The following is a 12936-nucleotide window of genomic DNA, read 5'->3' as shown; positions in this document are numbered from 1 at the left end:
CACCCGCCACGTACCGTCCCGCATCGCAGCGGCGCCCCGGCTGGAGACCACGCCATGAGCACGACCCAAGAGAGCACGGAGTCCGTGAAGGCGCCGACCGTGCCCAAGGCTCCCAACCGGCTCAGGGACCTGGGCCGCCAACTCCTCGGGACCCGGCGCGTCATCGTCGGCCTCGTCCTGCTCGCCCTCCTCGCCCTGTTCGCCTTCGTCGGACCGCTCGTCAGCGGCTGGGGGATCGGCGAACGCGACTTCGGCGACATCCTCGGCGCACCGTCCGCCGACCACTGGATGGGCACCAACAGCACCGGTCAGGACATCTTCACGCAGACCACCGCGGGCCTGCGCAAGTCACTGATGATCGGCCTGCTCGTCGCCGTCCTCACCACCGGGGTCGCGGCCGTCGTGGGCTCCTTCGCCGGATACTTCGGCGGCCTCGTCGACAAGGGTCTGATGTGGGTCGCCGACCTGGCCCTGGTCCTGCCCAACTTCGTCATCCTGGCCATCCTGTCCACCCACTTCGCCGGCGACGGCGGATGGTTCGTCCTGGTCATCCTGCTGGCCGTGTTCAGCTGGATGGTCACCTCCAAGATGATCCGCGGACTGACCATCTCACTCCGCGAGCGCGAGTACATCCACGCCGCCCGGTTCATGGGCGTCCCCCCGCACAAGATCATCCTGCGCCACATCCTGCCGAACATGTCATCCCTGCTCATCGCGGACGCCACCATCATGGTCAGCGCCGCGATCATCGGGGAGACCGCGCTCAGCTACTTCGGACTGGGGGTCCAGGCGCCCGACGTCAGCCTCGGCGTCGTGATCGCCGCCGGTTCGCGGTTCGCCACCACCGCCTGGTGGATGTTCGCGTTCCCCGCGACGCTGCTGGTCGTGATGGTGCTGGCCGTCAACATGATCGGGGACGGGCTGCGCGACGCCCTCGACCCGTCGTCCAAGTCGCGCCGGTCTTAGGACGTGCTCCGTGAATACCCGCCCTACTGCGCGTCGCCCCAGCGGCACTCTCGCTGCGTTCTCATCAGTCGACAGCCAAACCCGGGCTGACTCCTTCTTCGGCCTTGCGATAGCACCACCGGATGCGCCGCTCGTGACGGACGGCATCCACAGAACACGTCCTGGGGGAGACACACATGAGCACTGACACCGTGACGACCACCGGCGCCGCGCGCGACGGGAGCGCGGACGACACCCCCGTCCTGGAGGTCACCGGCCTCACCGTCACCTTCCCCGGGGTGGGCGGCAACCCGGACGTGCGCGCCGTGCGCGGCGTCAGCTACGCGGTCCGCCGGGGCGAGGTCCTCGGCATCGTCGGGGAGTCCGGCTCCGGAAAGTCCGTCTCCTCGATGGCGGCCATGGGCCTGCTGCCGGAGCACGCGAGGATCACCGGTTCGGTGCGCCTGCACGGCGAGGAGATCCTGGGCCTGGACGACCGCGACATGGCGCGGCTGCGCGGCAGGGTCATCTCCATGGTCTTCCAGGACCCGCTGTCCGGGCTCACCCCCGTGTACACGGTCGGCGACCAGCTCGCCGAGGCGGTGCTGGTCCACGACCCCAAGACGCCCAAGGACAGGGCGAGGGCCCGCGCCGTCGAGCTCCTCGAACTGGTCGGCATCCCCAACGCCGAACAGCGGTACCGCTCGTTCCCGCACGAGTTCTCCGGCGGTATGCGCCAGCGCGTCATGATCGCGATGGCGATGGCCAACAACCCCGACGTCATCATCTGCGACGAGCCCACCACCGCCCTGGACGTGACCATCCAGGCGCAGATCCTGGAACTCCTGCGCACCGCCCAGCGCGAGACCGGCGCCGCCATCGTGATGATCACGCACGACCTGGGCGTGGTCGCCGGATTCGTCGACCGGGTGCTCGTCATGTACGCGGGCCGCCCCGTCGAGATGGGCACGGTCGACGAGATCTACTACGGCAGCCGGATGCCCTACACCATGGGCCTCCTGGGTGCGGTCCCCCGGATGGACCTCGACCGCCAGGGCGCGCTCGTCCCCATCACGGGAACCCCGCCGTCGCTGTCGTCGCTGCCCCCGGGATGCCCCTTCGCGCCCCGGTGCCCGATCGCCCTGCCCGAGTGCGAGTTCACCGAGCCCGACCTCCTGCCGGTCGGCGACCAGCCGTCCCCGGAGGCACTGCGCGCCCGCCACGACGGCGAGTCCGTCCCCGAGGACCAAGGAGTCCGGGGAACCGGGGGGCACCGGTCCGCGTGCGTGCGGTCCGGAGAGATCGAGGAGAACGCGTGGACCGCGCGGGACATCTACCCGGTCCCCGAGATCCCCGAGACGCCCGCGTCCTCCGTGCGCCGGGAGGACCGGGCCGGGATGCTGCGGGTGGACGGCCTGATCAAGCACCATCCGCTCACCAAGGGCACCGTGTTCAAGCGCAGGGTGGGCACGGTCTACGCCGTGGACGGCGTCGACTTCGACATCAGGGAGGGGGAGACCCTCGCCCTGGTCGGCGAGTCCGGGTGCGGCAAGTCCTCGACCCTCATGGAGATCATGGGGCTCGAACGGCCGCAGGGCGGCACGGTCGAGGTCATGGGCCGGGACGTGGCCGGGCTGAACCGGGCCGATCGGTTCTCCCTGCGCAGGGACATGCAGATCGTGTTCCAGGACCCGATGAGCTCGCTCGACCCGCGCATGCCGGTCTTCGACATCATCGCCGAACCGCTGCGCACGCACGGCGTGTCCGCGGCCGAGGTCACCCGGCGGGTGTACGAGCTGATCGACCTGGTCGGCCTCAACACCGAGCACGTCACGCGGTTCCCCGCCGAGTTCTCCGGCGGTCAGCGCCAGCGCATCGGTATCGCCCGCGCGCTGGCCCTGGAGCCCAAGCTGCTGGTGCTGGACGAGCCCGTGTCCGCCCTGGACGTGTCCATCCAGGCGGGCGTGGTCAACCTCCTGGAGGAGCTCCAGGCCCGGCTCGGACTCGCGTACCTGTTCGTGGCGCACGACCTGTCCGTGGTGCGGCACATCGCCGACCGCGTCGCGGTCATGTACCTCGGCCGCATCGTGGAGATCGGCGACACGCACGCGATCTACACCCGGCCCGCACACCCCTACACCCAGGCGCTGCTGTCCGCCATCCCCATCCCCGACCCGGAGAAGGAGCGGACACGCACGCACATTGTCTTGGACGGTGACCTGCCCAGCCCCGCCAACCCACCGACGGGGTGCAGGTTCCGGACCAGGTGCCAGAAGTTCATCACTCTCTCCGACCCCGAACGGGAGCAGTGCATGACGGTCGAGCCGCAGATCCTCGCCACCGACGGCGTCGATCAGGGAGTCGCCTGCCACTTCGCGGAGGGAAGGCAGGCCCTCTGACGGCGGTCCGACCCGGCACCACGGCCAGCGCCACCCCGCGCGCTGGCCATCTCACCCCTGAGAGGAAGATCCCCATGCGAATCGGGAAGGTGCGCTACCTCGCCCCCGTCGCCGCCCTGGTGCTCGTCGCCAGCGCGTGCGGCGGTGGCGGTGAGGAGAACGACCCGGAGCAGGCCCAGGAGGAACTGGCGTCGCTGCCCGCGGTGGACCTCAACCCCGCCCCCCGCGAGGACCTACAGGACGGCGGCGACTTCGTCTGGGCCCTCACCAACTACGACGAGCAGCACAACATGGCGCACACCCAGGGCAACATGGCCAACGTGCGCCGTGTGGCCGGTTCCGTCATGCCGCGCGCGTTCCGCTGGGACGCCGAGGGCCTGCCCCAGCCGATCACCGACTACGTCCTGGACGCCCAGGTCAGCGAGGACGGCCTGGAGGTCTCCTACGAGCTGAACCCGGACGCGGTCTGGTCCGACGGTGAGCCGGTCACCTCGGCCGACTACGAGGCCCAGTACGTCACGATGTCGGGCGAGCGCGACGGCGACTTCGAGCTCGGCTCCACGCAGGGCTACGAGCTGGTCGACGAGTTCGTCGAGGGCGACGACGAGTACTCCTTCACCCTCGTCTACGCCGAGCCCTACGCCGAGTGGCCCTCCCTGTTCTCCCCGCTCTACCCCGCGGAGTACATGGAGGACGAGGAGCTCTTCGAGGAGGGCTACTTCAAGGACTACCCGGTCACCGCCGGCCCGTTCGGCGACGTGGAGTTCGACGACACCACCGAGCGCATCACCGTGCACCGGAACGACGACTGGTGGGGCGAGCCCGCCAAGCTCGACCGGATCATCTTCGACGCCATGGCCATCGACGGCACTCCGACCGCGTTCGACAACGACGAGATCGACGGGTTCTACCTCGGCTACGACGCCGCGGGCTACCAGCTGCTGCAGGAGAGCGAGGGCAACGGCGCCTACTTCACCCGCGCCGTCAACCACGGTCACCGCTTCGTCTCGGTGAACGCCGGGAGCCCGGACCTGCAGGACGTGCGCGTCCGCCAGGCCCTCGCCCTGGGGATCAACACCGAGACCCTCGCCGAGGCCGCGCTCGGCCCGATCAACTGGCCGATCACCGGCCAGGTCAACCGCCTGCTCCGCTCCACGCAGTACGGCTTCGAGGACAACGGCGGCGAGCTCGGCGGGTACGACACCGAGCGCGCGGGCGAACTGCTCGACGAGGCCGGGTGGACCCTGGCCGAGGGTGACGAGTTCCGCACCAACGAGGACGGCGACACCCTGACGCTGACCTGGGTGGCCTCCGACGACTTCACCCTGGCCCAGAACGAGGCCGACATCGGCCGCGAGATGCTCGCCGAGATCGGCGTCGAGGTCGACGTCCAGCAGGTTCCGGGCAACGCCCTGTTCTCCGAGTACGTCATCCCCGGCAACTACGAGCTGGCCACCTTCGTCTACGTCGGCTCCAACCCCTACGCCGGTGACTCCTCGGGCAACTACGGCGGCCCGGTGAGCGGTGAGGGCGAGGACGCGGAGTGGGGCAACAACCTCAGCTTCCACTCCACGCAGGAGATCAACGACAAGTTCGAGGAGCTCCAGGCCGAGACCGACCCGGACCGCTACGCCGAGATCGCCAACGAGATCGACGCCCTCGTCTGGGACGAGGTCCTGACCATCCCCATGTTCGAGCGTCCCGGCCTCTGGGTCATGGACGAGAACCTGCGCAACTGGGGCGAGTACGGTCTGATGTCCGACTACGTCTACGAGGACATCGGCTGGCTCCAGGAGTAGGAACCCCGACCCCCGCCCGGTGACGGGCGACCCGGGCGCCGGCCTCCGCGAGGGGGTCGGCGCCCGTCGCCGTTCCCGGTGCCGATCTGGGGCTCCACGTGTCAAGGGGGCCTCGGGTTGGGACTCGAAGGCGGGCTGTGACAGTCTCTTGACGTCCGAGAGACCCCCCGGTTCCGTTCGTTGGAAAGCCCTCGATGAGACTTCACCCCTTCGCCGCCGCGTGTGCGGCGACGCTGTTGTGCGCCGCGCTCGCCTCCTGCACGGGCGACGAGGAACCAGTCCGGGACGCGGCCGAGGCACCGGTCGGTGCGGCCGCCGAGCCGACCGCGGGCGGACCCGGGGCCGGTGACCCCGGATCCGACGAGGCGGACGAGTCCAGTTCCCCGGAGGAGACCGGCGAGGAGGAACCGGCCCGCCTCCCCGTGGGGTGGGCCGCCGAGTCCCTGGAGGCGGACGGGGACGAGCTGCCGGGTGTGACCGGAGGCGCCGACGGGGAGACGGTCACCGCCTCCTCCCCCGGCGAGCTGGCCGACCTGCTCGCCGAGGAGGAACCCCTGACCATCCAGGTGAGCGGGGAGATCGACCTCGACGGAGCGGTGGAGGTCGGTTCGGACAAGACCCTCGTGGGCGTCGACGGAGGCGCCGAGCTCACCGGCGGACGGCTGGTGGTCGACGGGGCCGCCAACGTCGTCCTGACCAACCTGCGGATGGCGACCGGCGGCACGGCCGTCGTGGTCCGCGGCGGGGCGCGTCACGTGTGGGTGGACGGCTCCACGTTCACCGGTGGCGGCGGTTCGGCCCTGGTGGCGGTCAGCGGCGGGGCCGACCACGTGACCCTGTCCTGGAACCACTTCCGCGACGCGGAGGCGGCGGTGGACATCGGTGGTGAGGACGAGGAGTCCGGGGCGCTGCGCGTGACCCTGCACCACAACTTCTTCGACCGGACCTCCGCCCGGAACCCGCGTGTGCGCAACGCCGAACACGTGCACGTGTTCAACAACTACTTTCGCTCCAACAGCGAGTACGGGGTGGACTCCGGCCTCGACGCGAACGTCCTGGTGGAGGGCAACTACTTCCAGGACACGGCACTGTCGGCCTCCGCCGGGGGAGAGGAACCCGGCAACCTGGTCACCCGGAACAACCTGCTCGTGGACTCGGCGCAGCCCGAGCTACGGGGTGAGGTCCCCGATCCCCCCTACGACTATGAGCCGGACGACACCGTGACCGTTCCCGACCTGGTCAGCATGGGGGCGGGCGTCAGTTGAACGAGAGGTACTCGTGCGTCTGGCCGATTCCGTCCTCCGACCGCAGGACGAGTCTTCGCGGGTACCCCTCCTCGTCGATCCACAGCCGGAACTCGGTTCCCTCCACGGAGGTGAGGGTGTTGCTCTCCGCGGCGGTGTCGTAGCCGCCCCGCAGGGCGGTGAAGGTCCCGGTGTACAGGTAGGTGTCGTGCGTGACGGTCTGCCCCGGGAGCTCCAGTTCCACCTGCTCCACGCCCGCGAACACGAGGTCGGTGGAGGTGGCCAGGATCTCCTCCAGGTGGACCGAGGCGAACGCGCTGGAACCCAGGTAGCGGTCGGCCTCGTCGGGGTGGTCCAGGGTGACCAGTCTGGACGCCCCGACGTCGGCCTTCATCAGCAGCTGTCCTGTGCTCATCTGGTAGCGCTCCACCGTCGCGCCGGTGACCGTTCGGAAGACGTGTTCGAACGTCGGATCCTGCTCCACGTCGTAGATCACCCGTCCCTCACCCAACAGGTCCTCCACCGGTATCCCGGTGTCGGCCGCGGAACCGGGAGGGGACGTGGTGAACGTGTCGCCGCCCTGCTCCCCGGCGCCCTCCCCGGGCGTGTCGGAGAGCTCGCCCGAGACGTCGTTCCCGTGCACGGAGAAGACGATCCGGAAGGCGGTGGCATCGCCCACGATGTCGGTCGCCACACGGATGAAGGCGCGGGCGTCATCGGGGGACACGCCGTCGACCGACGGAGCCGTCGCCACCGCGGCGGGGTCGGTGCCGTCGGCGAGGTCCCGGGAGGGGGAGTCGTTCCCCACGGTGAGCTTGGTGACCACCCATCCGGTCGAGACCACCACGAGACAGACCAGGACCACGGCCAGCGACACCCACCAGTTGGGGCGTGTTCCGACGGGGGCCTGGTTCTGCACGTCCTCGGCGGGTGAGGTGTCCGGTATCGACATCGACACGGGCTCGGCCTCGTTTCTGCGGTTCGATGAACGGCCGGTGCGGCCGCGGGGGGTTTGTTGCGGACCGTTGTCGCCTGACTCCGGGGTCGTGAGTGCGTGGAGTGTGACGTGGTGACTCACTGTTCTGTTCGATGGTGGCACGGAAGCGGGGGCCCGCCGCCGCCACGAATCGAAACGCTCGGTGATCGGGTGGTGCCCCGACAGGGGTCCTGAGACACCGAAGATACGGGTCCACGCACGTTCTTGTGGCGTTTCCGCGCACCTACCCGGGGCCAGTGCACTCCGCTGTGGGAGGAAGGTCGCTCTCAGTGCCGGGGTTCTGTCCGATTGTGGCCGGGTCGCGGGCCGGTCGATCGGGCATTTCTGGCGAAGGGTTCATGTCCGGCCAGGAGTGGAGGCACGCGTGCGGTGACGGTCGGGCCAAGGTGTCCGGTGTCGGGGTTCGGGTGCGCCGGGTCGGCCTCCTTCGGACAGGTGCGGGGCGTGGGGGCTGGTCGAGAGCACGCTCCAGCCCCCGTCGCGCATGATCGTGTACCGCCGCTCGCCCCTGATCAGGGCTCCACGCCCGGAGCGGTACTCCGCGCCGTCGCATCCAGCACCACCCGGAACCCCGGCCGGTCCAGGGCGGTGTGGAGCCCTCCCCCGACCCTGGGGACCGGGCACCGGGGTGTGGCGGTGGGCGCGCGGGCCAGGGACGGGAGGGCCCGGAGAGGGTCCTTGCGCGGCGGCGCAGGCGGTGCGCCCGGGTGCGGTGACCGGCACCGACTCCACCGGCGCCCGTTCGGTGTCCGGGACCCGCTCCCGGTGCGCGGTCACGGCCTGGCGGCAGACCCCCCTCACCCCCTTCGGGACGGCCGCGTGGAGGCGGGACCCGGTGACCCGGGCATCGCGCGGACCGGTGTTGATCCCCCACCCGTGGGCGGAGGTGACGTTCCAGGCGGCCGCCGTGGCGAAGATCAGCGCGAGGATCGGGCGCAGGGCGCGCGACAACAGGGGACGGTCGGGGACAGCGCGGTCGCTTTCGGTCATACATCCAGGTTCGACGGTGCGGCCGAGTGCCACAAGACCCGGCCCGAACCTGTGGACAGAGCGCGGTTCAGAGCATGCGGCCGGGGCCCGCAGCCAGGTGGATGTGGTCGACGTGGTCCTGGGTGTTGTTCCCCGTGTCCTGGTGGAAGCGCCTGACCTGCTCCCACGGGCCCACGGGGTCCCGGGAGGCGTTCCAGATGTGGTGGTCGTAGATGAGGCCCTTGACCCCGAGCTGCTGGGCGTTCTGGATCACCCAGTTGACCACCGTCAGGGCCGTGGCGTGCATCTCGGCGGTGGGCCGGGCGCCGAGCCCGGCCATCATGTAGTCGACCGCCATACCCTGGCCGTGGTCGCTGCCGGGTTCGTTGCGCCATCCCCCGGCCGTCAGGTAGAAGCCGCCGAACTCCTCTTGCAGTGTCTGGTGCACCGAGCACATGGTCGGGTCCAGCTCCCCGAGAGAGGGGCAGTCCACGATGGTGCCTCCCGCGTACGTGAGTGTGGCGTCGAACCTGTACTGCCCCTCCTGGTCGATGAGGTGCACGTCGATCAGCGCCCTGGCCGCGTCGAGGCCGTCGATGTCGTCCCCTCCGCACGAGACGCGGCCGTCGCTCCGGGAGCACTCGTAGGGCGGCTCGACGATGGCGATGGCGGAGGCGTTGCCGACGGTCGTCTCGGTCTCCTCCTCCGAACCGTCGCACACCACGTCGTTCCACGCCCGCGAGGCGTCCTCCTCCAGCTCCCGCTGGCAGAGGGCGCCGCGCACCTCCACCCGGATGATGTTGCCGCTGCGCCCCATGGCGTTGTCACTCGCCCGGATGTCGGTGAGCACCGCCCCGTTGGCGCGCGCGTACTCGTCGGCCCGCGCCTCGGCGACCTCCTCGTCGAACCACGGCAGGGGGTACTCCCCGGCCAGGAGCTCCTCGGCGGCCCTGTCCTGGAGGGCGCTGGCCGCCGCGAGCGCCGCCGCGTCCGCCGCGGTCTGCGTCTGGGACCGCATGTCGTTGGCGGCGCCGACCCGCACGAAGAGCACGGTGAGGGAGAGCAGGGCGAGTGTGAGGCCGAAGACCAGCAGGATGTTGGCCTGGCCGCGGTCGTCGCGGCCCTGGAGGTGGCGGTGGGGGCGCGCTGGGGGCGCCGCGCTGGGGGAGGTCCGTCGCAGTCCCATGACTGACTTCCGTGGGGGAGGGGTCCCGCCCCGCGGGCGCGGGGAGACCGGGGCGGTTCGGTCGCGGAGGGGCCTTCGGGGGTCGGCCGTCCTCCCGCGTAGCTTATCCACCCCGGTCCGTGATCGGTAGGGGGTTGTGGACGAGCGGGGAGGGCGCGGACGCCGGAAGCCCGCGGGGCGGTCAGCGCAGGCGGCGGTTGACCGCCTCCACCACGTGCACGTCGGCCACGGTCACCCTGAGGTCCCCGCCGCTCTGCGGTCCCACGGTCACCGAACGGACGAACGGCCCGCGGCTCCAGCGGCGGCTGGTCCGCTGCGGAACCGATCGTGCCCCCACCCGTCCCAGAGCCCCCGCCGGGCCCATGAGCAACCGCAGCTGCCACACGACCCTGAGTACGGAGCCGGCGCCGTACTCAGCGCGGTCCAGCAGCGGCAGGGTACCGACCAGGCGTCCTCCGGACGACGCGGTCACCTCGTGCAGCGGGAACCGCTGTCCCGCGTCGCTGCCCCGCACCACCTCCACCGCGCACTCCACACCCTCCGGCGGAGTCGTGTCCAGACGGACGTCGAACCACAGCCGGTCCCGGCGCCGCCCCACGGGCCGCACACGGACCTCGTCCACGCCCAGTCTCGGCGCGGCGGGTGACGTCCTCAGTCCCAGACGGTCGTTGACCGTGTAGTAGGGGCGCACCCGCGAGCCGTACCCCCGGTGCGCCGTCACCTGGTGCGCCGGGTACTCGATGATCCCCCGGTACCCCGTCACACCGGAGAGGTGGCGCCCCACCGTGTACTCCGACCCGTCGGACGCCACCAGGCGCAGCTCCCACCTCTCCGCCTCGCCGTGCCGTCCCCGGACCACGGCCTCCGGGTCGACGACCCCGGTGAACCGTCCGCTGGCCGCCACCGGTGCGGAGAACTCCCGTACGGTCCTGGGCGCCGTACGGACACGCACCGCGAGCCGGGCCCGCGCGTCCGCACCCGTGTGCCCCAGGACCCTCCCCTGGACGGTGATCAGGCCGTCGGCGACCTCCACGTGCTCCACCTCGGCGTGCCGCTCCGAGCGGCGCACGTGGAGGACGAGCCGTCCCTTCCGCGACCGGTCCGGAAGGACGAGCGAGAGGCGTTCCACGCGGTCGGCGGACAGGGGGTACCCCTCCTGGCGGATCTCCACGTCCAGGATCGGCGACCTCGCGCCCCCGTCCACGCGCAGGACGTCCCACGTGTGTGCCGACAGGTGGTCGGCCTCGGGATCCACCACCACCCTCCCGTCCTCGTCGGGCGCCAGCGTCACGCGTTCGTCCTCCCGCTCCAGTACGAGCTGGTCCGGCGGGTGCGTGAACGACAGCACCGCCAGACCGTCCGAGGCGCGGGCGTGTACGCGGCACGGTGCGGGGGGCGCGGGGCGGGAGGCGGGTACGAGCGATGCGGCGGACAGCCGCTCCCCGGTCAGCTGGGCGAACAGGCGCTCGTGTTCGCGCACCACGCTGGCCGGATCGAAGCGTGCGGAGTCGGCCAGGGCCGCCCGCGACATCCGGTGCCGCAGTCCGCCGTCGGCCATGAGCTCCTCCAGGCCGTGTGCGATGCCCTGCACGGACCTGTTCGGCACCAGGATCCCGTCCTCCCCGTGGCGGATGATGGCCGCGGGGCCGTGCGGACAGTCGGTGCTCACGACCGGCAGTCCGGACCGCATCGCCTCCACGATCGTCATACCGAAGGGTTCCTCGCTGGAGGTGATCGCCGCGAACGCCCCCTGGGACCACGCCTCCTCGACCCTCGGGTGCGGACCCATCAGCCACACCCGGTCCTGCAACCCCAGGGAACCGACCAGACGGGCCAGGGTGTCGCGCAGGCCGCCGCGACCGTAGATGCGCAGCGTCCAGTCGGGGAACTCGTCGCACACCATCGAGAAGGCCTGCACGAGCAGGTCGTGCCGCTTACTGGGGGCCAGTCGGCCGGCGGCGACGATCGTGCGTGAGCCGTGGCCGTCGGCGGTGAAGCGCGGTGCGGGGACCGCGTTCGGGATGGACAGGACCCGCACCCCGGGGAGCGGCATGCGGTCGGTGTAGGTCCGCGCGTCCGCCTCGGTCACGGTCACGAAGGCGTCCAGGTGCGGGTACTCCAGTTCCATGACCCTGAGCAGGGGGAGGGAGTGCTGATCGTAGGTGAGGTGCTCCTGACCGACCTTGGCCAGCCGGGAGGGCGCCGCACGGGCGATCGCGACGTTCAGGCCGGGTCGGGTGCCCACGACGACATCGGCGTCGGTGGTGGCGAGGTACTCCTCGATCCGGTCGTCGGTCAGCCGGCTGTGCGCGGACCCCCGGGTGTCCTCCGGGGGGAACAGCAGCGGCGGCAGCCCGGCCCGCTCCGATCCCTCGTACAGGGGGCGACCACCGATCCCGGTGGTGCCGGAGTGCTGGCGGACGTCGACCAGCGGCCGCAGACGCACCTGCGCCGGGACCGGCAGAACGGGCTCGGCGCGGTGCCGGAAGACCGAGACGATCTCGACCTCGTGCCGTGCGGAGAGCGCCGCCGCCTGGTTGGCCACCGTGCGGACCGTCCCGCCGATGCCGTACATGTCGTTGATCAGATAGGCGATCTTCACCGCTTCCCCCGAGATCTCCCTGGCCAGTGGGTCGCCAGAGGATCAGATTATGGGGGTGATTGTTGTGAAATAAGTGATATAAGAGGAAATTGAGAAAGGTTTGCCCGGTTCTGTGAGGCCTTTGCGGGCCATTCACGCCGCTCTCAACAAAGCGATGGAAAAGCGTGGCGCTGGACACGCGGGAGCCGGCGGTCGCCGCTGCGGACGGACGTGGGGGGCGGGGCGCCGGGTCAGTACGAGCGGGTCCCCTGCCACTGGCTCCACGCGACACAGGGGGTTCCATGGGTGTCGGCGATGTAGCCGACGCCCCACGAGATCTGGGCGGACGCGCTCTCGGTGAAGCCGGACGGCATCGCGCCGTGCTCCTCGGCTCGGAAGCCGGGGATGCCGACCGCACCGGTCTCGGAGTCGATGAGGGTGTGGTCCCAGCCGGAGATGTTGGACCACAGGCTGTCCAGGCACTCCCACTCCTGGTCGGTCCAACCGCGATCCCGGGCCTGGCTCATCCCGATCGCCTGGTTGTCGGAGGTGTTGGGGGAGTCGCCGTTCCACTCGTAGGCGCCCGGTTCCTCGGGGCGGTCGGCCTCCACCCAGGTCTCGTCCCCGCAGCCGGGTCCCTCGACGAGGCACACCATCTGCCGTACACCCTCGTTGAACGTCCTGCTCAGTTCCAGTTGGTAGACCGCGAGCATGATCGCCGCGACGAGCAGGGTGACAGCCGCCAACTCGGTGAACGCGGCCCCCCGGTCACGGTCCGGCGCGTGCGGGGGGCGCACCCAACCGACGGCGGCCCGA

General features: G+C 70.7%; 8 protein-coding genes. 4 read left to right on the top strand and 4 right to left on the bottom strand.

Going from position 1 to position 12936, the window contains the following annotated elements:
• The first annotated feature begins 54 nt into the window (after positions 1 to 54).
• The 4 genes from ACTVAJ_RS14900 to ACTVAJ_RS14885 all read left to right on the top strand — a co-directional run bounded on the left by ACTVAJ_RS14900 (position 55) and on the right by ACTVAJ_RS14885 (position 6408).
• A complete protein-coding gene (locus tag ACTVAJ_RS14900; RefSeq protein ID WP_470388739.1) occupies positions 55 to 966 on the top strand; it encodes an ABC transporter permease in 912 nt (303 codons plus the stop codon).
• A gap of 176 nt (positions 967 to 1142) precedes the next feature.
• On the top strand, positions 1143 to 3344 hold the full coding sequence (locus tag ACTVAJ_RS14895) for a dipeptide ABC transporter ATP-binding protein (RefSeq protein WP_470388738.1): 2202 nt from the start codon (positions 1143 to 1145) through the stop codon (positions 3342 to 3344).
• 74 nt (positions 3345 to 3418) lie between these two features.
• Positions 3419 to 5143 carry an ABC transporter family substrate-binding protein gene (locus ACTVAJ_RS14890; RefSeq protein WP_470388737.1) on the top strand — a complete coding sequence of 575 codons (1725 nt, stop codon included), beginning with the start codon at positions 3419 to 3421 and terminating at the stop codon, positions 5141 to 5143.
• Positions 5144 to 5337: 194 nt separating this feature from the next.
• Positions 5338 to 6408: a pectate lyase family protein gene (locus ACTVAJ_RS14885; protein ID WP_470388736.1), complete on the top strand. Its 1071-nt coding sequence runs from the start codon at positions 5338 to 5340 to the stop codon at positions 6406 to 6408.
• Here the strand turns inward: ACTVAJ_RS14885 and ACTVAJ_RS14880 are convergent.
• The 4 genes from ACTVAJ_RS14880 to ACTVAJ_RS14865 form a co-directional block, all read right to left on the bottom strand.
• Positions 6401 to 7339, bottom strand: coding sequence for a hypothetical protein (locus ACTVAJ_RS14880; protein WP_470388735.1), 939 nt, complete (start codon positions 7337 to 7339; stop codon positions 6401 to 6403). The two genes, ACTVAJ_RS14885 and ACTVAJ_RS14880, sit on opposite strands and share 8 nt — an antisense overlap.
• 1102 nt (positions 7340 to 8441) lie before the next feature.
• A complete protein-coding gene (locus ACTVAJ_RS14875; protein ID WP_470388734.1) occupies positions 8442 to 9539 on the bottom strand; it encodes a VldE C-terminal domain-containing protein in 1098 nt (365 codons plus the stop codon).
• Positions 9540 to 9720: 181 nt separating this feature from the next.
• Positions 9721 to 12141 (bottom strand): glycosyltransferase family 4 protein, encoded by a 2421-nt coding sequence (locus ACTVAJ_RS14870; protein ID WP_470388733.1) that lies wholly within the window; start codon positions 12139 to 12141, stop codon positions 9721 to 9723.
• A gap of 230 nt (positions 12142 to 12371) precedes the next feature.
• Positions 12372 to 12917, bottom strand: a complete 546-nt coding sequence (locus ACTVAJ_RS14865; RefSeq protein WP_470388732.1) for an aggregation-promoting factor C-terminal-like domain-containing protein — start codon at positions 12915 to 12917, stop codon at positions 12372 to 12374.
• Positions 12918 to 12936: the final 19 nt, after the last annotated feature.

It is taken from the genome of Nocardiopsis sp. KDC1DS13DA1 (genome assembly GCF_055632325.1).
This window is presented reverse-complemented; position numbering and strand designations above follow the sequence as displayed.

Coding starts and splice junctions, on each gene's coding strand:
- ACTVAJ_RS14900 (WP_470388739.1), top strand. CDS start 55: ATGAGCACGACCCAAGAGAGCACGGAGTCCGTGAAGGCGCCGACCGTG.
- ACTVAJ_RS14880 (WP_470388735.1), bottom strand. CDS start 7,339: ATGTCGATACCGGACACCTCACCCGCCGAGGACGTGCAGAACCAGGCC.
- ACTVAJ_RS14875 (WP_470388734.1), bottom strand. CDS start 9,539: ATGGGACTGCGACGGACCTCCCCCAGCGCGGCGCCCCCAGCGCGCCCC.
- ACTVAJ_RS14885 (WP_470388736.1), top strand. CDS start 5,338: ATGAGACTTCACCCCTTCGCCGCCGCGTGTGCGGCGACGCTGTTGTGC.
- ACTVAJ_RS14895 (WP_470388738.1), top strand. CDS start 1,143: ATGAGCACTGACACCGTGACGACCACCGGCGCCGCGCGCGACGGGAGC.
- ACTVAJ_RS14890 (WP_470388737.1), top strand. CDS start 3,419: ATGCGAATCGGGAAGGTGCGCTACCTCGCCCCCGTCGCCGCCCTGGTG.